The sequence below is a fragment of the Rhizobium sp. 2MFCol3.1 genome, assembly GCF_000377565.1.
Classification (GTDB): Bacteria; Pseudomonadota; Alphaproteobacteria; order Rhizobiales; family Rhizobiaceae; genus Rhizobium.
Genome location: NZ_KB898361.1, coordinates 94,367 through 114,751, shown reverse-complemented (window position 1 = coordinate 114,751; position 20,385 = coordinate 94,367). Strand labels below are relative to the sequence as shown.

Annotated in this window: 18 protein-coding genes; 15 read left to right on the top strand and 3 right to left on the bottom strand. The window is 61.9% G+C overall.

Annotated elements, in window-relative coordinates:
* Positions 1–23 precede the first annotated feature (23 nt).
* From D460_RS0117860 to D460_RS0117805, 12 genes are all read left to right on the top strand, one after another.
* Positions 24–1,598: an ABC transporter ATP-binding protein gene (locus tag D460_RS0117860; protein WP_026283277.1), complete on the top strand. Its 1,575-nt coding sequence runs from the start codon at positions 24–26 to the stop codon at positions 1,596–1,598.
* Positions 1,588–2,673, top strand: a complete 1,086-nt coding sequence (locus tag D460_RS0117855) for an ABC transporter permease (RefSeq protein ID WP_018899943.1) — start codon at positions 1,588–1,590, stop codon at positions 2,671–2,673. The genes D460_RS0117860 and D460_RS0117855 overlap by 11 nt, the downstream gene beginning before the upstream one ends.
* A complete protein-coding gene (locus D460_RS0117850; protein WP_018899942.1) occupies positions 2,670–3,590 on the top strand; it encodes an ABC transporter permease in 921 nt (306 codons plus the stop codon). Before D460_RS0117855 ends, D460_RS0117850 begins: the two co-directional genes overlap by 4 nt.
* 45 nt (positions 3,591–3,635) lie before the next feature.
* The gene (locus D460_RS0117845; RefSeq protein WP_018899941.1) at positions 3,636–4,709 is read left to right on the top strand and encodes a BMP family ABC transporter substrate-binding protein; all 1,074 of its coding nucleotides are present in this window, start codon (positions 3,636–3,638) and stop codon (positions 4,707–4,709) included.
* Between the two features lie 146 nt (positions 4,710–4,855).
* Positions 4,856–5,818: a galactofuranose ABC transporter, galactofuranose-binding protein YtfQ gene (gene ytfQ, locus D460_RS0117840; RefSeq protein WP_018899940.1), complete on the top strand. Its 963-nt coding sequence runs from the start codon at positions 4,856–4,858 to the stop codon at positions 5,816–5,818.
* 120 nt (positions 5,819–5,938) lie between these two features.
* Positions 5,939–7,462, top strand: coding sequence for a galactofuranose ABC transporter, ATP-binding protein YtfR (gene ytfR, locus D460_RS0117835; RefSeq protein ID WP_018899939.1), 1,524 nt, complete (start codon positions 5,939–5,941; stop codon positions 7,460–7,462).
* Entirely contained in the window at positions 7,459–8,475 is a 1,017-nt protein-coding gene (locus D460_RS0117830) for an ABC transporter permease (RefSeq protein ID WP_018899938.1), read from the top strand. The genes ytfR and D460_RS0117830 overlap by 4 nt, the downstream gene beginning before the upstream one ends.
* On the top strand, positions 8,472–9,440 hold the full coding sequence (yjfF, locus tag D460_RS0117825) for a galactofuranose ABC transporter, permease protein YjfF (protein WP_018899937.1): 969 nt from the start codon (positions 8,472–8,474) through the stop codon (positions 9,438–9,440). Before D460_RS0117830 ends, yjfF begins: the two co-directional genes overlap by 4 nt.
* 13 nt (positions 9,441–9,453) lie before the next feature.
* The gene (locus tag D460_RS0117820; protein WP_026283276.1) at positions 9,454–10,206 is read left to right on the top strand and encodes a FadR/GntR family transcriptional regulator; all 753 of its coding nucleotides are present in this window, start codon (positions 9,454–9,456) and stop codon (positions 10,204–10,206) included.
* A gap of 81 nt (positions 10,207–10,287) precedes the next feature.
* Complete coding sequence (glmU, locus tag D460_RS0117815) at positions 10,288–11,649, top strand: bifunctional UDP-N-acetylglucosamine diphosphorylase/glucosamine-1-phosphate N-acetyltransferase GlmU (RefSeq protein WP_018899935.1); 1,362 nt, start codon at positions 10,288–10,290, stop codon at positions 11,647–11,649.
* 108 nt (positions 11,650–11,757) lie between these two features.
* The gene (gene glmS, locus D460_RS0117810; protein ID WP_018899934.1) at positions 11,758–13,584 is read left to right on the top strand and encodes a glutamine--fructose-6-phosphate transaminase (isomerizing); all 1,827 of its coding nucleotides are present in this window, start codon (positions 11,758–11,760) and stop codon (positions 13,582–13,584) included.
* A 115-nt stretch (positions 13,585–13,699) separates the two neighbouring features.
* On the top strand, positions 13,700–14,404 hold the full coding sequence (locus D460_RS0117805; RefSeq protein WP_026283275.1) for a DUF502 domain-containing protein: 705 nt from the start codon (positions 13,700–13,702) through the stop codon (positions 14,402–14,404).
* 10 nt (positions 14,405–14,414) lie between these two features.
* On the opposite strand, the gene D460_RS0117800 is transcribed toward D460_RS0117805, so the two are convergent.
* Complete coding sequence (locus D460_RS0117800) at positions 14,415–14,909, bottom strand: peptide deformylase (protein ID WP_026283274.1); 495 nt, start codon at positions 14,907–14,909, stop codon at positions 14,415–14,417.
* 168 nt (positions 14,910–15,077) lie between these two features.
* Between D460_RS0117800 and mgtE the strand changes: the two genes are divergently transcribed.
* Entirely contained in the window at positions 15,078–16,490 is a 1,413-nt protein-coding gene (gene mgtE / locus D460_RS0117795) for a magnesium transporter (protein ID WP_018899931.1), read from the top strand.
* Positions 16,491–16,567: 77 nt separating this feature from the next.
* Entirely contained in the window at positions 16,568–16,960 is a 393-nt protein-coding gene (locus D460_RS0117790; RefSeq protein ID WP_018899930.1) for a MerR family DNA-binding transcriptional regulator, read from the top strand.
* 16 nt (positions 16,961–16,976) lie between these two features.
* Here D460_RS0117790 and D460_RS0117785 read toward each other — a convergent pair whose 3' ends face one another.
* A complete protein-coding gene (locus tag D460_RS0117785) occupies positions 16,977–17,963 on the bottom strand; it encodes a DUF1624 domain-containing protein (protein ID WP_018899929.1) in 987 nt (328 codons plus the stop codon).
* Positions 17,964–18,728 (bottom strand): DUF599 family protein, encoded by a 765-nt coding sequence (locus D460_RS0117780; RefSeq protein WP_026283273.1) that lies wholly within the window; start codon positions 18,726–18,728, stop codon positions 17,964–17,966.
* A 188-nt stretch (positions 18,729–18,916) separates the two neighbouring features.
* Here D460_RS0117780 and D460_RS0117775 point away from each other — a divergent pair, with 188 nt between their 5' ends.
* The gene (locus tag D460_RS0117775) at positions 18,917–20,323 is read left to right on the top strand and encodes an L-serine ammonia-lyase (protein WP_018899927.1); all 1,407 of its coding nucleotides are present in this window, start codon (positions 18,917–18,919) and stop codon (positions 20,321–20,323) included.
* Positions 20,324–20,385 lie beyond the last annotated feature (62 nt).

The window sequence follows — 20,385 nt, the reverse complement described above, 5'->3', positions numbered from 1 at the left end:
CGGCAGTGGGAAATGAGGGGAAAGTGTCGTCATCGACTGTGCCGGCATCAGGCGCGTTATTGTCGGTCCAGAAGCTGACAAAGCTCTTCGGCAGCTTTGCTGCCTGCAACCACATAGACCTCGATATCGCTCCCGGCGAAATCCATGCACTGCTGGGCGAGAACGGCGCGGGAAAGTCCACGCTGGTGAAGATGCTGTTCGGCGTCCTGGAGCCGAGCGAGGGCGAGATCGTCTGGGAGGGACGTCCGGTCGCGATCAACTCGCCCGGAGCCGCGCGCAAGCTCGGCATCGGCATGGTGTTCCAGCACTTCTCGCTGTTCGAGGCTCTCACCGTTGCCGAAAACATCGCGCTCTCGCTTGATGACAGCATCCCGATCGGCAAGATCGCCGAGGAGGCGAGGGCGCTGTCGCAGGCCTATGGCCTGCCGCTTGACCCGCACGCCCATGTGGCCGATCTGTCCGTCGGCGAGCGCCAGCGCATCGAGATCGTTCGCGCGCTGTTGCAAAACCCGAAGCTGATCATCCTCGACGAACCGACCTCGGTGCTGACGCCGCAGGAAGCGGACAAGCTGTTCGAGACGCTGTTCAAGCTCAAGGCTGAGGGTCGCTCGGTGCTATACATCAGCCACCGCCTGGAAGAGGTGCAGCGCATCTGTGACCGCGCCACCGTTCTGCGTCACGGCAAGGTCACCGGCGCTTGCGTGCCGGCCGATGAAACGCCTGCCTCGCTTGCGCGTATGATGGTGGGCAACGACGTGGCATCCGTCACCCACCCCGATCGCGGCGCCAAGGGTCCGGTTCAGCTTGCCGTCTCCGGCCTCTCCGTCGCCCCGCGCACGCCCTTCGCCATGCCGCTGAAGGACGTGTCGATGACCGTCTGTTCCGGCCAGATCCTGGCGATCGCAGGCGTTGCCGGAAACGGGCAGGGCGAGTTGTTCGATGCACTCTCGGGCGAATATCCGGTTTCGACGCCTGAAGCCGTCGTCATCCGCAACAAGCCTGTCGGAAACCAAGGGATCACTGCCCGCCGCCTGCTCGGCGCCGGCTTCGTGCCCGAGGAGCGCCACGGCCACGCGGCGGTGTCGGCGATGAAGCTCTCCGACAACCTCGTGCTTGCCCGCAGCAAATCCGACCGCAAGGCGTTTCTGTCGGGCGGTTTCCTCAAGATCATCCGCCGTAGCGCCGTCAAGAACGCGACGAAGCGTATTTCCGAGGAAATGGACGTCCGCAAGAGCGGCGAGGATCCGGCGGCCGGTTCGCTCTCGGGCGGCAACCTGCAGAAATTCATCGTCGGCCGCGAGCTCGACCGCCAGCCGGCCGTCCTCGTCGTCAACCAGCCGACCTGGGGCGTGGACGCCGGCGCCGCAAGCCGCATCCGCCAGGCGCTCGTAGATCTCGCCCGCAATGGTTCGGCCGTCGTCGTCATCAGCCAGGATCTCGACGAGATCTTCGAGGTCGCCACCGAGATCGCCGTCATCTCGGAAGGACGCCTGTCGTCGCCATTCCCTGCGGGCGAGTTGACGCGCGAAAAGATCGGCCTGCTGATGGGCGGCCTGCATGAAAGCAAGACCGCGCCGGAGACCACGCATGCGCATTGAACTCGAAAAGCGCCCGCAGGCGTCGAAGCTCTATGGTCTCGTCTCGCCGCTTCTGGCGCTGGTTCTGACGCTGGTTGCCGGCGCGATCATGTTCGAGATCCTGGGCAAGGATCCGATCGAGGCGCTCGACGCATTCTTCCTGGAGCCGTTGCTCGAAGTATGGTCGCTGCACGAGCTGGCGATCAAGGCCGCACCTCTGATCATGATCGCCGTCGGCCTGGCGGTCTGTTATCGCTCCAACAACTGGAACATCGGCGCCGAAGGCCAGTTCACCATGGGCGCGATCACCGGCTCGATCCTGCCGATCCTTTTCACCGAATGGCATTCGCCGCTGGTGTTGCCGCTGATGCTGATCATGGGCGCTCTCGGCGGAGCGCTGTTCGCCGGCATCCCGGCGCTGCTCAAGGCGCATTTCAACACCAATGAAATCCTGACCAGTCTGATGCTGGTCTATATCGCGCAGCTCTTTCTCGATTGGCTGATCCGCGGCGCCTGGCGCAATCCTGCCGGCTTCAACTTCCCCGAAAGCGTCTCCTTTCCGCCCGAAGCGGTGCTGCCCGCGATCTGGGAAGAATCCGGCCGCGCCCACTGGGCCTTCATCTTCGCGATCGTAGCCGCGATCCTCGTCTGGTTCATGCTGAAATACACGCTGAAGGGCTTCGAGATCGTCGTGCTCGGCCAGTCGGAACGGGCAGGGCGCTTTGCCGGTTTCTCGTCGAAGAAGATGATCTGGTTCAGCTTCCTGTTCTCGGGCGCGCTGGCCGGTCTTGCCGGCATCTCGGAAGTCTCGGGCTCGATCGGCCACCTGCAGCCGGCGATCTCGCCGGGCTACGGCTTCACGGCGATCATCGTCGCCTTCCTCGGACGCCTCAATCCGCTCGGCATCATCGCCTCCGGCCTGGTGCTGGCGCTGACCTACCTCGGTGGTGAGGCGGCGCAGCTGTCGATCGGCGTCTCCGACAAGGTCACCCGCGTTTTCCAGGGGCTGCTGTTGTTCTTCGTCCTGTCCTGCGACACGCTGATCGCCTACAAGATCCGCATCGTCTGGTCGCGTGTCCGGGGAGGCGTCGCATGAGCATTTTCGAAGCCATCCTGCTGACCGTCATCACCGCCTCGACGCCACTCGTCATCGCAGCCCTTGGCGAACTGGTGACCGAACGCTCGGGCGTCCTGAACCTCGGCGTCGAGGGAATGATGATCATGGGTGCCGTCGCGGCCTTCGCCGGCGCGCAGATGTCGGGCTCGCCCTATATCGGCCTTCTCGCCGGCATCGCGATGGGCGCCATCTTCTCGCTGCTCTTCGCCTTCCTGACGCTGACGCTCGTTGCGAACCAGGTGGCGACGGGGCTGGCGCTGACCATCCTCGGCCTCGGCCTGTCGGGCATGCTCGGCGAAGGCTATGTCAGCGTGCCCGGCGTCCGGCTTGCGCCGATCGTCGTGCCCTATCTCTCCGACCTTCCCTTCGTCGGCTCGGTGCTGTTCAAGCAGGATCTGACCTTCTACCTGTCGCTGGCATTGCTCTTCGGCGTCAGCTGGTTCCTGTTCCGCAGCCGCGACGGCCTCAAGCTGCGCGCCATCGGCGACAGCCACGGTTCGGCGCATGCGCTCGGGATCAGCGTCATCCGCACCCGCTATCTCGCGGTGATGTTCGGCGGCGCCTGCGCGGGCCTTGCCGGTGCGCAGCTGTCGCTCGTCTATACGCCACAATGGGTGGAGAACATGTCATCAGGCCGCGGCTGGATCACGCTGGCGCTGGTGGTCTTCGCATCGTGGCGGCCATGGCGGGTGTTCGCCGGCGGTTATCTCTTCGGTGCCGTCACGATCCTGCAGCTGCATGCCCAGGCGTTCGGCATCGGTATCCCGGCGCAGTTCCTCTCGATGCTGCCCTATGCGGCCACTATTGTGGTTCTCGTCATCATTTCTCATAATCGGCGCACGACGCTGATCAACACGCCGGCGTCCCTGGGAAAACCATTCGTCCCGGAACGATAAAACAAGAACAAACGAACTCAGAAATTCCAAACCACAGGGGTTATCATGAAAAGACTAGCATTCGCATTTGCCGCTTCGGCAGCTGCCATTCTGAGCGTCGGCTCGTCCGCACAGGCTGCCGACAAGACCAAGGTCTGCTTCGTCTACGTCGGCTCGCACACCGACGGTGGCTACTCGCAGGCGCACGACCTCGGCCGCCAGCAGATCCAGAAGGAATTCGGCGACAAGATCGACACGCCGTATCTCGAGAACGTTCCTGAAGGCCCGGATGCCGAGCGCGCCATCGAGCGTCTCGCCCGCTCCGGCTGCAAGCTGATCTTCACGACGTCGTTCGGCTTCATGGACGCCACCGTCAAGGTTGCCGCCAAGTTCCCGGATGTGAAGTTCGAGCACGGCACCGGCTACAAATCCGGCCCGAACCTTGCGACCTACAACTCGCGCTTCTACGAAGGCCGCTACATCCTCGGCCAGATCGCCGCCAAGACCTCGAAGAACCACGGCGCTGCCTACATCGCCTCGTTCCCGATCCCGGAAGTCGTCATGGGCATCAACGCCTTCGAGCAGGGCGCGAAGTCGATCGATCCTGATTTCAAGCTCAAGGTCATCTGGGTGAACACCTGGTTCGACCCGGGCAAGGAAGCCGACGCAGCCAAGGCCATGGTTGACCAGGGCGTCGACGTCCTGACTCAGCACACCGACACGACGGCTCCGATGCAGGTTGCCGAAGAGCGCGGCATCCACGCGTTCGGCCAGGCTTCCGACATGATCGCGGCCGGCCCGAAGGCACAGCTGACGGCAATCGTCGACACTTGGGGTAACTATTACTCCAAGCGCGTCCACGCGCTGCTCGACGGCACCTGGAAGTCCGAGCAGAGCTGGGACGGCCTGAAGGATAACATCCTCAAGATGGCCGACTACACCAACATGCCTGACGACGTGAAGAAGATGGCGCAGGATACCGAAGCCAAGATCAAGTCGGGCGAGATTCACCCCTTCACCGGCCCGATCAACAAGCAGGACGGCACCCCGTGGCTGAAGGCTGGCGAGAAGGCCGACGACGCCACGCTGCTCGGCATGAACTTCTACGTCGAAGGCGTGGACGACAAGCTGCCGAAGTGAGCATTTCTCACTGTTAGCATATGCGAAAGGGCGCTCGTTTCGGGCGCCCTTTTTTGCTGCATTGCATACCAGAAAGTGCATTTACAAAAGTAATACTATATGATTTTCCTAGTGCGTGCCGCGGGAGGCGGCTTTTGGAGGAAATCATGAAATTCAAGACAGCACTCATGAGTGCCACGGTTTTTGCTGCCTGCATGTTCGGCTCGGCACAGGCCGCCGAGCTGGTTGTCGGCTTCTCGCAGATCGGCTCGGAATCGGGCTGGCGCGCTGCTGAGACGACAGTCACCAAGGAAGAGGCCAAGAAGCGCGGCATCGACCTGAAGTTCGCCGATGCCCAGCAGAAGCAGGAAAACCAGATCAAAGCGATCCGCTCCTTCATCGCCCAGGGCGTCAACGCCATCCTGCTCGCTCCTGTCGTCGAAACTGGTTGGGACGCGGTTCTGAAGGAAGCCAAGGAAGCCGATATCCCGGTCATCCTGCTCGACCGCACGATCAAGGCGCCTGAGGATCTCTACCTGACGGCTGTCACCTCCGACCAGGTGCATGAAGGCAAGGTTGCCGGTGACTGGCTCGTGAAGACCGTTGCCGACAAGAAGTGCAACATCGTCGAGCTTCAGGGCACCACCGGCTCCTCGCCGGCCATCGCCCGCAAGAAGGGCTTCGAGGAAGCCATTGCCGGCAAGTCGAACTTCAAGATCGTTCGCAGCCAGACCGGCGACTTTACCCGCACCAAGGGTAAGGAAGTCATGGAAAGCTTCCTGAAGGCTGAGAACGGCGGCAAGGATATCTGCGCCCTCTACGCCCATAACGACGACATGGCTGTCGGCGGTATCCAGGCGATCAAGGAAGCCGGCCTGAAGCCGGGCAAGGACATCCTCGTCGTCTCGATCGACTCCGTTCCTGACATCTTCAAGGCGATGGAAGCCGGCGAAGCCAACGCGACCGTCGAGCTGACGCCGAACATGGCGGGCCCGGCATTCGACGCGCTCGACGCTTACCTCAAGGACAAGAAGGCTCCGGCCAAGTGGATCCAGACCGAATCGAAGCTCTACACCCAGGCTGACGATCCGAAGAAGGTCTACGAGTCCAAGAAGGGCCTCGGCTACTGATCTGACACATGAACCGCACTGGTCCATCATGGACCGGTGCGGAACTGCCGCGAACGCTGCCAGACATCATGTCGGGTTGCTATCAGGCCATGTCGGTCAATATCAGGAAAAGCCCACTTGATGATTCACAATTTCGAGAACGTCCTTGCCGCATCAGGCATATCGAAATTCTTCCCCGGAGCCGTCGCTCTCGACAAGGTCGATTTCACCCTTCGCAAGGGCGAAGTGCACGCGCTGCTCGGTGAAAACGGCGCCGGAAAATCGACGCTGATCAAGTGCATCACCGGTGCTTATCGCCGCGACGAAGGCAGCCTCACGCTTGATGGCGCCGAGATCGATCCGGCTGATACCCTTGCTGCGCAGCGGCTTGGCATCGGCACCGTGTATCAGGAGGTCAATCTCCTTTCCAATTTGAGCGTTGCCGAAAACCTGTTTCTCGGACGCCAGCCGAAGCGCTTCGGCATGATCGACGTTTCCACCATGAACCGCCAGGCGCGCGAGTTGCTGCGACAATATGGCATGGAGATAGACGTCACCGCGCAGCTCGATCGCTTCTCGGTCGCCGTCCAGCAGGTCGTGGCCATTGCCCGCGCCGTCGATCTGTCCGGCAAGGTGCTGATCCTCGACGAACCGACGGCAAGTCTCGACGCGCAGGAAGTGGCGATGCTCTTCGGCATATTGCGCGACTTGAAGAAACGCGGCCTGGGCATCGTCTTCATCACGCACTTCCTCGAACAGGTCTACGACATCAGCGACCGCATTACGGTGCTGCGCAACGGCAAGCTGGTCGGCACACGCGAGAAGGCCGAGCTGCCGCGCCAGGGCCTGATCTCGATGATGCTCGGTCACGAGCTGGCGCATGCGGAAGCCGCTGTGAAGGAACGCAGCGTGGCGGCCGGTCCCGTCAAATACAGCTTCGAGGGATATGGCAAGCGCGGCAAGGTGAAGCCGTTTGACCTGAACGTGCGCGTCGGCGAGGTCGTCGGCGTCGCGGGCCTGCTTGGCTCGGGACGCACGGAAACGGCAGAGCTTCTCTTCGGAATCGAGAATGCCGATAGCGGCACCGCCAAGATCGACGGCAAGCCGGTGGCGCTCTCCAACCCGCGCGCAGCGATCCGCGCCGGTTTCGGCTTCTGCCCGGAGGATCGCAAGACCGATGGCATCATCGGCGATCTCTCGATCCGCGAAAACATCGCGCTAGCGCTGCAGGCGCGCCGTGGATGGGCGCGGCCGCTGTCGCGCGGCGAGCAGAACACGCTCGCCGACCAGTACATCAAGGCGCTCGATATCCGCACCACCGACCGCGAAAAGCCGATCCGTCTGCTGTCAGGCGGTAACCAGCAGAAGGCGATCCTCGCCCGCTGGCTGGCCACCAATCCCGACTTCCTGATCCTCGACGAGCCAACCCGCGGCATCGATGTCGGCGCCCATGCCGAGATCATAAAGTTGATCGAGGAGCTCTGCGAGAGGGGTATGTCTCTGATCGTTATTTCATCGGAATTAGAAGAGCTTATCGCCTATAGTTCACGTATTTTGGTATTGCGGGACCGCGAGCACGTGGCGGAGTTGACGGGTGAGAACGTCAGCACGTCGCGCATCGTCCAGGCAATCGCCGCCGTGCAGAAAAAGACGGAGGACGCATGACGTCGTCACAGAAGGCGCTGCTCATCCGCCTGGCACCGCAATTGATCGCGTTAGCCGTCATATTGCTGTTGAATTTCATTATGTTTCCGCAGTTTTTTAGTGTCACAATTCAAAATGGCCGGCTCTACGGCAGCTTGATCGACGTTTTGAACCGCGGTGCGCCCGTAGCGCTGCTGGCGATCGGCATGACGCTCGTTATCGCCACCAAGGGCATCGACCTCTCCGTCGGCGCGGTCATCGCCATCTGCGGCGCCGTTGCCGCGTCGTCGATCGTCTCAGGCAATTCGCTCGCCTGGACGCTGGTGCTGACGCTGCTGATCGGTCTCGCATGCGGCGTCTGGAACGGCTTCCTCGTCGCGGTCCTCAACATCCAGCCGATCATCGCCACGCTGGTGCTGATGGTTGCCGGTCGCGGCATCGCGCAGCTGATCACCGAAGGCGTGATCATGACCTTCAACGATGACGGTCTGATCTTCTTCGGCAGCGGCTCCTTCGCCTTCATGCCGATGCCCGTCGTCATCTGGTTGGTCGTTGGCGTTCTGGTCACGCTGCTCGTCCGCCGTACCGCGCTCGGCATGCTCGTGGAGGCAACCGGCATCAATCGCCGCGCAAGCACGCTCTCTGGCGTCCGCACGCCGGTGCTCCTGATGGCGGTCTACATGCTGAGCGGGCTGTGCGCCGCGATCGCCGGCATCATCGTCGCCGCCGACATCAAGGGCGCCGACGCTAACAATGCCGGCCTCTGGCTCGAGCTCGACGCGATCCTCGCGGTGGTCGTCGGCGGCAACTCGCTGCTCGGCGGCCGCTTCAGCATCGTCGGCTCGCTCATCGGCGCGATGATCATCCAGGCGGTCAACACCGGCATCCTGCTCTCGGGCTTCCCGCCGGAGTTCAACCTGATCATCAAGGCGGTAATCGTTCTGGTCATCCTGGTGATCCAGTCGCCGGCCGTGCAATCGGCAGCCGTCTTTGTGGGGCGTCGCTCCGGCCCGAGAGGGGAACTGCAGAAATGAACTCGAAATACCTGCCGCTGCTGGCGACAATCGTTATCTTCGTCCTCTCCTACGCCGTTTGCGCGATGCAGTATCCGAGCATGCTGTCGACGCGCGTGGTCGGCAACCTTCTCACCGACAACGCCTTTCTCGGCATCGCCGCGGTCGGCATGACCTTCGTGATCATCTCGGGGGGCATCGACCTCTCGATCGGCTCGGTCATCGCCTTCACGGGCGTGTTCCTCGCCGTCATCCTGCAGAACACCAGCATTCATCCGCTGGTCGCCTTCGCGCTGGTGCTCGTCATCACCACCGCCTTCGGAGCGGCGATGGGCGCGGTGATCCATTATCTGCAGATGCCGGCCTTCATCGTCACGCTCGCGGGCATGTTCCTGGCACGCGGCATGGCCTTCGTGCTCTCCATCGACAGCATCCCGATCGGCCACGATTATTACAACACGCTGTCAGGCCTTTATTACAAGCTGCCGGGCGGCGGCCGACTCACTTTGATCGGCGCCGTGATGCTCCTGGTCTTCGCCGTCGGCATCTTTATCGCGCACCGCACCCGCTTCGGCACCAACGTTTACGCGCTTGGCGGCGGGGCGCACACGGCGCAGTTGATGGGTGTGCCGGTTGGTCGCACCACAATTCAGATTTATGCGCTTTCCGGCTTCCTTGCCGGCCTGTCCGGAATCGTTTTTTCCCTCTATACCTCCGCCGGCTACTCGTTGGCGGCTGTCGGTGTCGAGCTCGACGCCATTGCGGCGGTTGTCATTGGGGGCACTTTGCTGACGGGTGGAGCGGGATTTGTAGCGGGGACCTTTATCGGGCTCCTGATACAGGGGTTGATTCAGACCTACATCACCTTCGATGGAACACTCTCCAGTTGGTGGACGAAGATACTGATCGGCCTGCTGCTTTTTGCATTTATCCTGATGCAGAAGGCCATCCTGTTCCTCTCGAGTTTGAACAAGAGGTATGCCTGACGGGGGCCGTGGCTTGCGCAATCGAATTCTGGACACCGGGAAGACACAACGGCGATCTCGCACCAGCCACGCACAGGTGGTGGACGAACTCGGCCGCGCCATCGTGGCCGGCACCTATCCTGTCGGGAGCATCCTTCCTGGCGACATCGAGCTCGCGCAGCGCTTCAAGGTGTCCCGCACGGTTCTTCGCGAAACAATGAAGACGCTGGCCGCCAAGGGCATGATCGTCGCCAAGGCGCGCGTCGGCACCCGGGTCACCGAAAAGAGCCAGTGGAACATGTTCGACAGCGAGGTGATCGCCTGGCACTTCGACGACGACGTGACCGAGGAGTTCCTGCTGCAGCTTTACGATATCCGACTGGCCGTCGAACCCTTCGCGGCTGGTCTGGCGGCCGAGCGGGCAACGCCTGAGGAGATCGCGCTTTTGACCGATCTCGCCAAGGAGATGGCGGCACCCGATCATACGACCGAGAGCCTCGCGATGGCCGATCTCGAGTTCCACCTTGCCGTCGCTGACGCCGCGCACAATCCTTTCATGCACACGCTCGGAAGCCTGATCGAGGCTGCACTCGTCGGCATGTTCCGCATCAGCACGCCGCCGTCGCAGAACGGCTTCTCGAACATCGCCGAGACACATATGCGCATCGTCAAGGCGATAGCGGCAGGCGATGTGCCGGCCGCCCGTTCGGCGATGGAGGCGGTCATCGTCGAGGGCCGCGATCACGTCCACGACGCGTATGCCGGAATGACCAAGGTATCGGCCTAATCCTTTTTTGATCTTTGTTCCGTTATCGAGTTGCTGCTATGAGGCGGCAACGCGCCTGTAACGGATTCTTGGGAGCAGACCATGGAACGCACTTGTCTTGCCGTCATTCTCGCCGCGGGTGACAGCACGCGAATGAAATCGTCGAAGTCGAAGGTTCTCCACCCGGTGGCCAACCGCCCGATGATCGCCCATGTCGTCGAAGCCGTGGCCAGGACGGATATCGGCGCAGTCGCACTCGTGGTCGGCCGTGATGCTGACGAGGTCGCCAAGGCTGCTGCGGTCGGCGGTGTCGAGATCGAGACCTATCTCCAGAAGGAACGCCTGGGCACCGGCCATGCGGTGCTTGCGGCGCGTGAAGCCATTGCGCGCGGTTATGACGATGTGATCGTCACCTACGGCGATGTTCCCCTTCAGACGGCAGCGCCACTCAAGGCCGCGCGCCAGGCGCTAGCTGATGGCAGTGATATCGTCGTCATCGGCTTCCACACGGACAAGCCGACCGGCTACGGCCGTCTGCTGGTCAAGGACGGCGAGCTCATCGCCATCCGCGAGGAAAAGGACGCGACCGACGCCGAGCGCGCCGTCACCTGGTGCAACAGCGGTCTGATGGCCATCAACGGCCGCAAGGCGTTGGAGCTTCTGGCGCTGATCGGCAACAACAATGCCAAGGGCGAGTATTATCTGACCGATCTCGTCGAGATCGCCCGCTCGCAGGGCGGCCGCGTCACCGCCGTCGATGCCCCCGAGGTCGAAATGACCGGCGCCAACAACCGCGCCGAACTCGCCGTCATCGAGCGGCTCTGGCAGGAGCGTCGTCGCCACGAGTTGATGATCTCAGGCGTCACCATGATCGCTCCCGAAACCGTCTTCCTGTCTTACGACACCGTCATCGGCCAGGATGCGCTGATCGAGCCGAACGTCGTCTTCGGCCCCGGCGTGGTGATCGACGGCGGCGCCATCATCCATGCCTTCTCGCATATCGAGGGCGCGCACGTCAGCGCCGGCGCAACGGTCGGCCCGTTCGCGCGCCTGCGGCCGGGCGCTGATCTCGCCGAAGGATCGAAGGTCGGCAATTTCTGCGAGGTGAAGAACGGCAAGGTGGGCGAGGGCGCCAAGGTCAACCATCTGACCTATATCGGCGACGCGCGCATTGGCGCCGGCGCGAATATCGGCGCGGGCACGATCACCTGCAACTATGATGGCGTCAACAAGAGCGAAACGATCATCGGCGCAAACGCTTTCGTCGGATCGAACTCCTCGCTGGTTGCGCCCATAAGCATCGGCGACAACGCCTACATCGCCTCAGGCAGCGTCATCACCAATGACGTGCCGGCTGATGCGCTGGCCTTCGGACGTGCGCGCCAGGAGATCAAGCCCGGCCGCGCCACCATCCTGCGCGAACTGGCACTTGCGAAGAAGGCCGCCAAGAAGGCGAAAGGCTGATTGTCTTCGTAACGCGCGGTCACCGAAAGTGACCGCCGGGCCGATTGAGTAAAAAGCGAAAATTGTTACGACTGCCTGCAATTGATTGCTGGCTCTGGGGATTTCTTTATGTGTGGTATTGTTGGTATCGTTGGTAACAGCCCTGTAGCGGTGCGTCTCGTCGATGCGCTGAAGCGGCTTGAATATCGCGGTTATGATTCTGCCGGCGTCGCCACCATCCACGATGGCGCCATGGACCGCCGCCGCGCCGAAGGCAAACTCTTCAATCTCGAAAAGCGCCTCGATGCCGAGCCGCTGCCCGGCACGACCGGTATCGCCCACACCCGCTGGGCAACGCATGGCGTTCCCAACGAAACCAACGCTCACCCGCATTTCGTCAAGGGCGTCGCCGTCGTTCACAACGGCATCATCGAGAACTTCTCCGAGCTGCGCGACGAACTGACCGCCGAAGGCGCCGTCTTCGAAACGCAGACAGACACCGAAGTCGTGGCGCACCTGGTTGCGAAGTATCTCGGTGAAGGCCTTGAGCCGCGCGCGGCGATGATGAAGATGCTGAACCGCGTCACCGGCGCCTACGCGCTGGCCGTCATGCTGCAGAAGGACCCCGACACGATCATGGCGGCGCGCTCCGGCCCGCCGCTCGCCGTCGGCTACGGCAAGGGCGAGATGTTCCTGGGCTCCGACGCCATCGCGCTGTCGCCCTTTACCAGCGAGATCACCTATCTCGTCGACGGCGACTGGGCTGTCCTGACCAAGGACGGCGCGACCATTCTCGATTTCGACGGCAACGAAGTCTCGCGTCCGCGCCAGATCTCGCAGACGACTGCTTACGTCGTCGACAAGGGCAATCATCGCCACTTCATGGAAAAGGAAATCTACGAGCAGCCGGAGGTTATCTCCCACGCGCTCAGCCAGTATGTGGATTTCGCCAGCAACACGATCAGTGCCAACGCGGCGGCGATCGATTTCAAGTCGGTGACCGGTCTCGCCATCTCCGCTTGCGGCACCGCCTATCTGGCCGGTCTGGTCGGCAAATACTGGTTCGAGCGCTATGCGCGCCTGCCTGTCGAGATCGACGTCGCTTCCGAGTTCCGCTACCGCGAAATGCCGTTGTCGCCGACGCAAGCAGCACTCTTCATCTCGCAGTCGGGCGAGACCGCCGATACGCTGGCCTCGCTGCGCTACTGCAAGGACAACGGCCTGAAGATCGGCGCCGTCGTCAATGTCAAGGAATCGACGATCGCCCGTGAATCGGATGCGATCTTTCCGATCATGGCCGGCCCCGAAATCGGCGTCGCCTCCACCAAGGCCTTCACCTGCCAGCTCGCCGTTCTGGCATCGCTGGCATTGGGCGCCGGCAAAGCGAGGGGCACGATCGGCCCTGACCAGGAAAAGGAATTGGTGCGCCATCTCGCCGAGATGCCACGCATCATGAGCCGCGTGCTCAATGCCATCCAGCCGCAGATGGAAACCTTGTCGCGCGAGCTGTCGAAGTGCAAGGACGTGCTCTATCTCGGCCGCGGCACCAGTTACCCGCTCGCCATGGAAGGCGCGCTGAAGCTCAAGGAAATCTCCTACATCCACGCCGAAGGCTATGCGGCCGGCGAGTTGAAGCACGGCCCGATCGCGCTGATCGACGAAAACATGCCCGTCATCGTCATCGCGCCCTACGACCGCTTCTTCGAAAAGACGGTGTCGAATATGCAGGAAGTGGCTGCCCGTGGTGGCCGCATCATCTTCATCACCGATGAAGCGGGTGTCGCCCACTCCAAGCTGCCGACCATGGCGACGATCGTTCTTCCCAATGTCGACGAGATCATCGCGCCGATGATCTTCTCGCTGCCGATCCAGCTTCTCGCCTATCACACGGCGGTCTTCATGGGCACCGATGTGGATCAGCCGCGCAATCTCGCCAAGTCGGTCACGGTCGAGTGAGTCCGGCCGACCGAGGCTTGTGCGGCGCGGCGAATTCTGGCAGTTTTTGGCACGGAAAGCACGGGGGCACTGATTTCCGATCGCAGCTAAACTCAACGGAGTTCGTCGGCATACGATGACGGAAAAACTGCCCCGATTGTCGGTCGCGTCGCGCATCAGAAACAACTTTCTGGCGGGCATCATCATCTGCGCGCCGATCGCCATCACGCTGTGGCTGACATGGTCGGTAGTGCGCTGGGCCGATAGCTGGGTGAAACCCTACCTTCCGGCGCGCTATGACCCTGATAACTACTTGAATTTCGCCGTTCCGGGCTCCGGCCTGCTGATCGGCCTGATCATCATCACCGTCATCGGCTTTCTCGGCAAGAACCTGATCGGTCAGCAGATCGTGATGTTCAGCGAGTCTCTAGTGCGCCGCGTGCCGCTGGTGCGTGTCATCTACAAGAGCGTCAAGCAGATATTCGAGACGGTGCTCAAGGAGCGCAGCAACTCTTTCAAGAAGGTCGGGCTGATCGAGTATCCGAGCCAGGGCCTCTGGGCGATGGTCTTTATCGCGACCGATGCGAAGGGCGAGATCGCCTCGAAGTTCAACGCCATGGGCCACGACATGGTCAGCGTCTTCCTGCCGCCGACCCCGGTGCCGACGGCGGGCTTCCTGATTTTCGTGCCGCGCGAGAAGATCGTGCTGCTCGACATGTCGCCGGAAGACGCCGCGAAGCTTCTGATTTCGGGTGGCCTCGTGACCCCGGAAGAACTGGCCTCGCAGATCGCCGCCCCTGAGCCTGCACGCAAGCCGCTGCCGGCGCCGGTCGAGATGTAATCCAGCCGGTTCAGCCGCCAGCCTTTTCCCACTTCTTCACCAACCGGTCGCGCTTCAGCTTCGACAGACGCTGCAGCCAGAAAATCCCATCGAGCTGGTCGATCTCGTGCTGGATGCAGATGGCGAGGAAGCCTTCGGCACCTGCCTCGTGGGTGTTGCCATCGACATCCTGATAGCGAAACCGGATCGCCTTCGGCCGGATCACCTCGTCGGTCGCCCCCGGCATCGAGACGCTGCCCTCGGTATTGCGGCTGGTCTCCTCGGATGCACTGATGATCTCGGGATTGACGTAAACCCGCACACCATCCTCGCGGCTAAGCTCGATGACGGTCACGCGCTCGAACACGCCGATATGCGCCGCGGTGATGCCGACGCCCGGGGCTGTACGCATCGTGTCGAGAAGGTCGGCGACAAGCGTGCGCAGGGCGTCGTCGAAGACTGTCACCGGCGCACAAGGAGTTTTGAGACCGGGGTGAGGGAAGAGTAGAATAGGCCGGACGGTCACGAAAACCTCTCCTGATTTCAGATGCGCCGAAACTATCTCCCGACTGGCGAATTGTCATCCGTATGAACGGTTTAACGCTGGACGTTCCCATGTCTTTCGGCTAGCACGGGTTGAATTCCGGCGTATCGAAGCGTTCTAAACTTCGAAAGAGATGCGAGGGCGGCAAAGATGACGAACGACGCAGAAGAGCTCGTCCGCACGCGTCCGGAGGACAGCGAAGCCGACCTCTACGACGAGAACGGAAACGTCCGCAGCGACTTCCTGGCGCTGGTCGGCGCGGCAATCGCCGATCGCGATACGATCTTCCTCAGACAGCACGTCGCGCGCCTGCACGAATCGGAGCTGGGCGACCTGCTGGAATCGATCCAGCCCGATCAGCGCTTAGCGCTCGTTCGCCTGCTCGGCGACCAGTTCGACATGACGGCGCTGACCGAGGTCGACGAGGCGATCCGCCGCGAGATCGTCGACCAGATGCCGAACGAGCAAATCGCGGCCGCGATCGGCGAGCTCGATTCGGACGACGCCGTCTACATTCTGGAAGATCTCGACCAGGAAGACCGCGACGAGATCCTGGCGCAGCTCCCGTTCACCGAGCGCGTTCGCCTGCGCCGGGCGCTCGATTATCCCGAGAGCTCCGCCGGCCGCCGCATGCAGACGGAGTTCGTCGCCGTGCCGCCATTCTGGACGGTCGGCCAGACGATCGACTACATGCGCGACGAGGAGAACCTGCCGGACTCCTTCTCGCAGATTTTCGTCATCGACCCGACGTTCAAGCTGCTCGGCGCCATCGATCTCGACAAGATCCTGCGCACCAAGCGGCAGAACAAGATCGAAACGATCATGCGTGAGACCAACCACCCGATCCCGGCCGAGATGGACCAGGAAGAGGCGGCGCAGCTCTTCGAGCAATACGACCTTCTTTCCGCCGCCGTCGTCGACGAAAACGACCGGCTGGTCGGCGTGCTCACCATCGACGACGTCGTCGACGTCATCCACGAAGAAGCCGACGAGGACATCAAACGCCTCGGCGGTGTCGGCGATGAAGAGCTGTCGGACAACGTCTTCTCGACGGTGAAGTCGCGTTTTCTGTGGCTGGTGATCAATCTAGGCACAGCACTTCTGTCAGCCAGCGTCATCGGCCTGTTCGACGGCTCGATCGAGAAGATGATCGCGCTCGCCGTGCTGATGCCGATCGTCGCCTCCATGGGCGGCAATGCCGGTACGCAGACCATGACCGTGACCGTGCGCGCGCTCGCGACCGGCGATCTCGATATCTACAATGCCGGCCGCGTCATTCGAAGGGAAGTGGCGGTCGGTCTTGCCAATGGCGCCATGTTCTCGGTGATCATGGGCACCATCGCCGCCACTTGGTTTCACGACTATCAGCTCGGCTTCGTCATCGGCTCGGCCATGATCATCAATCTCTTCGCAGCCGCCGTCGCCGGCATTCTTTTGCCGTTGTTGCTCGATAAGGTTGGCGCCGATCCCGCCATCGCCTCGTCGGTTTTCGTGACCACGGTCACTGATTGCACCGGCTTCTTCGCTTTTCTGGGGATCGCCACCTGGTGGTTTGGCATATAGACAACTCGCAACCGGGTTGCACAAATTGACTATTACGTAAAAGTCAATATTATGGGTTCCTGAATATCGAGGGATCCATGCCGGTTAGCAAATATTACAGTATCACGGAGTTGACGCGCGAATTCGGAGTTTCGACGCGCACACTTCGCTTTTATGAAGACGAAGGCCTCATTCACCCGGAGCGTCGTGGCCGTACGCGGCTGTTTCGCCCGACCGACCGGCGCCTGATCCAGGAAATTCTGCGCGGTCGCCGGATCGGCTTCACCATCGCCGAAATTCGCGAAATCATTCAGGTCTACAAGGAGCCGCCGGGCGAGCTCGGACAGTTGAAGCTTCTGATGAAGCGCGTCGACGAGAAGCGCGAAGACCTGCGCCAGAAGCGCAAGGATATCGACGACACGCTTGCCGAACTCGACAATATCGAAGAATCCTGCCTCGGCCGCCTCGCTGAGATCGGCGTCGGCACCTGATCAGCCAACGCGCCCCTTATTGGGGCGCGGCGCTGCACTCGCTGGCAAGGCTGAGGATGCGACCATCATCGGCCTTGACCTCGCCGGATTGAAACGGCGTGAACAGCTTCTGTTCCTGAAGTTTATCGAGCGTGCACTGGCAGAAGCTACGGCACAGCGCTTCGCCTTCCTGCAGGCTGCAGGACGTGTTGCACTGCTGCAGGTAGGTCTGCACGGGATCAGGCTTGGCCGGCGGCACGATGTAAGCCAAAGCAAACGCAATCGAGATCAGAACCGGCTGGTGGATCAGGTAGAAGGCGAGGCTGTGTCGGCCCAGCCGCGCAAGCAGGCTGGATCCAGTACCTAGACCGGCGAGCTTTTCCGGCAGTTTGGTACGCAAAGCGATCGCAGCACTCGTCAGGCCAAGCAGAAACGGCACCATCCACGGAAACAGCGGAACATAGTCGTTGGAGCGCTGCGGCATCTCGGCGAAGCCGATCCAGGCCAAATAGCGCGGGTCGAAGAACGGCGAGCGCAGGATACCCGGCGATACCCACGTATCGGCAATCCAGCCGGCGACCGCCACGATGGTGACGGCGACGATAGCGGGCAGGGGCAACCGCAACAGCAACACGCCGACCACGCTCAGCACGGCAATGCAGTGCAGGATACCGAAGAAGATCCATTCTCCCGGCATGAAGAAATAGGTCGCCACGGAGATGGCCACCGAAGCGGCGGCAATCATCCCGAACCGCTTCCAGAACGAATTCCAGCGCGTCTCCGGCGTATTGGCGAGCACCAGGCTGACACCGACGATGAACAGGAAGGTCGAAGCGATGGCGCGGGCATAAAGCTTCAGCCAGCCGGTCTCGGCCGTTCCCGGCGTGAGGTAGCCGACGAACTCCATGTCCCAGGTGAAGTGATAGGTCGCCATCGCGATCAGCGCCGCGCCGCGCAGCGTGTCGAGCAAGCCGATGCGCGGTGGCCTTAGTGCCGCTACGGTCTCCGTCGCCGGAACAGTCATTCACAATCCCCCAGATGAGTCGCTTCCGTCGGCTGACGGATTGCTGCGGGGAATAGGAGAAAGGTGGAGATTTGATGACGGCTCGCGATCCATGATCGCAAGCCGCGCCTCCGAGAAGAACTGCCGCCGCGTGAGGACGACGATGACAATCGTGGTCGTCGCCATGAAGACGTAGGGGTTGATGAACCAGCCGAGATAGCCGATCGACAGGAAGATCGCCCTGAGCCCTTCGTTGAAATGACCGGCGGCGATGATGTTCATGCGGATGACGCGCTCAGCCGCGCGCTCCGCAGCCAGCACGTCGTTTTCGCTATCGCGCATCATCGGGATGCCGCCGAACAGGATGGTGCAGTAGTTGAACAGGCGATAGGACCAGCCGAACTTGAAGAAGGCATAGCCGAACAGAGCCGCCAGTCCGCCGACCTTCATCTCGAACACTGCATGCCCACTGTGCAGCACCATCGGCAGATCAGCGAATACGGCATCCACCTTTTCCGTCGCCCCGAGCAGCGCAAAGCAGCTGCCGACCGCGAAGATCGAGGTGGAGGCGAAGAAGGCCGTGCCGTTCTGCAGGCCGGCCATGATCTGCGTATCGATCATCTTGAGGTCGCGGCGCAGCGAATTGTAGATCCACTCGCGCCGCCGCTCGATCATTGCATGCGTAAGACTGGTGCGGCCGAAGAGGCTTGCGCTGCGCAACAGTCGCGCGTAACCGAACCACATGAGCGCGAAGAAGCACAGGGCGATGTAATCTGCTGTCGTCATCATTATATTGATTCAGTCCCTCTCCACGCGCCCACTCTATAGATAGAAGCGCTGACCGCAACAACGGGCGGAACTGGAACCTTTCACAGGATGATGTCGCACGCGTGAAATGCTATGTCGGTGGACCGAACGGATCGCAAGCCGCGCTGGCGTAGCTTGATTAAGTAAAATCTCAACAGGACGCACCCATGTTCCTTTCTGTTTTCGACGTATTCAAGATCGGCGTCGGCCCTTCCAGCTCTCATACGATGGGCCCGATGACGGCGGCGAACCGCTTTCTCGATCTGATTCTGTCGGATGAATGGCCGCGCCCGTCTTCGGGTGCCAATGTCGCGGCGATCAAGGTCAGCCTGCATGGCTCGCTCGCCCACACCGGCATCGGCCACGGGACGGGCAGGGCCGTCATTCTGGGCCTGATGGGCGAGCAGCCTGACAGCGTCGATCCCGACCAGATGGACGGCATCATCGACAAGGTCGAGCGCTCCGGCCGCATTACGCCTCCTGGGCATCCTGCTTACCAGTTCCAGCCGAAGACCGACCTGGTGTTCGACAAGAAGCAGCCGCTTCCGGGCCACGCCAACGGCATGTCCTTCTCCGCCTTCGACAAGGACGGCCGGATGCTTGTCCGCCGCATCTACTATTCCGTCGGCGGCGGCTTCGTCGTCACCGATACGGAGCTGGAGACAATGCGCGCCAAGAAGAAGATGCCGTCGGATGGCGTCAAGGTGCCGTATCCCTTCTCCACCGCCAAGCAGATGCTCGACATGGCGTCGCGCTCCGGCATCTCGATCGCGCAGATGAAGCGCGCCAACGAGGAAAGCCAGCGCAGCCGCGAGGAGCTCGACGAAGGCCTTGACCGGATCTGGGAAGCGATGCGCTCCTGCATCGAGCGCGGCCTGAAGGTCGACGGCATCATGCCGGGTGGCCTCAATGTCCGCCGCCGCGCCCGCTCGATCCATGACAAGCTCCAGGAAGAGTGGCGCAGCAACCGCATCAATCCGCTGCTCGCCAACGACTGGCTGAGCGTCTACGCCATGGCCGTCAACGAGGAGAATGCCGCGGGCGGCCGCGTGGTCACCGCGCCGACCAATGGCGCCGCCGGCGTCATCCCGGCAACGATCCGCTATTACGAGCACTTCCACGATGATTGGGATCAGAACGGCATCCGCGACTACCTACTGACGGCAGCAGCCGTCGGCGGCATCATCAAGCACAACGCCTCGATCTCAGGCGCCGAGGTCGGCTGTCAGGGCGAGGTCGGCTCGGCGGCTGCCATGGCGGCCGCCGGTCTCGCTGCCGTCATGGGCGGCACGCCTGAGCAGATCGAGAACGCGGCCGAAATCGCGCTGGAACACCATCTCGGCATGAGCTGCGATCCCGTTGCCGGTCTCGTCCAGGTTCCCTGCATCGAGCGCAACGCGCTTGGCGCCGTGAAGGCCGTGACCGCCGCGTCGCTCGCGATCAAGGGCGACGGCCGCCACTTCGTGCCGCTCGATGCCTGCATCGAGACCATGCGCCAGACCGGCTACGACATGAGCGAGAAGTACAAGGAAACCTCGACCGGCGGCCTTGCGGTCAACGTCGTGGAGTGTTGATAGGGCAGGCCGACCATCGCGGTCTGGACGGCGTATCACACTGTGATTGGAAAACCGGCGGC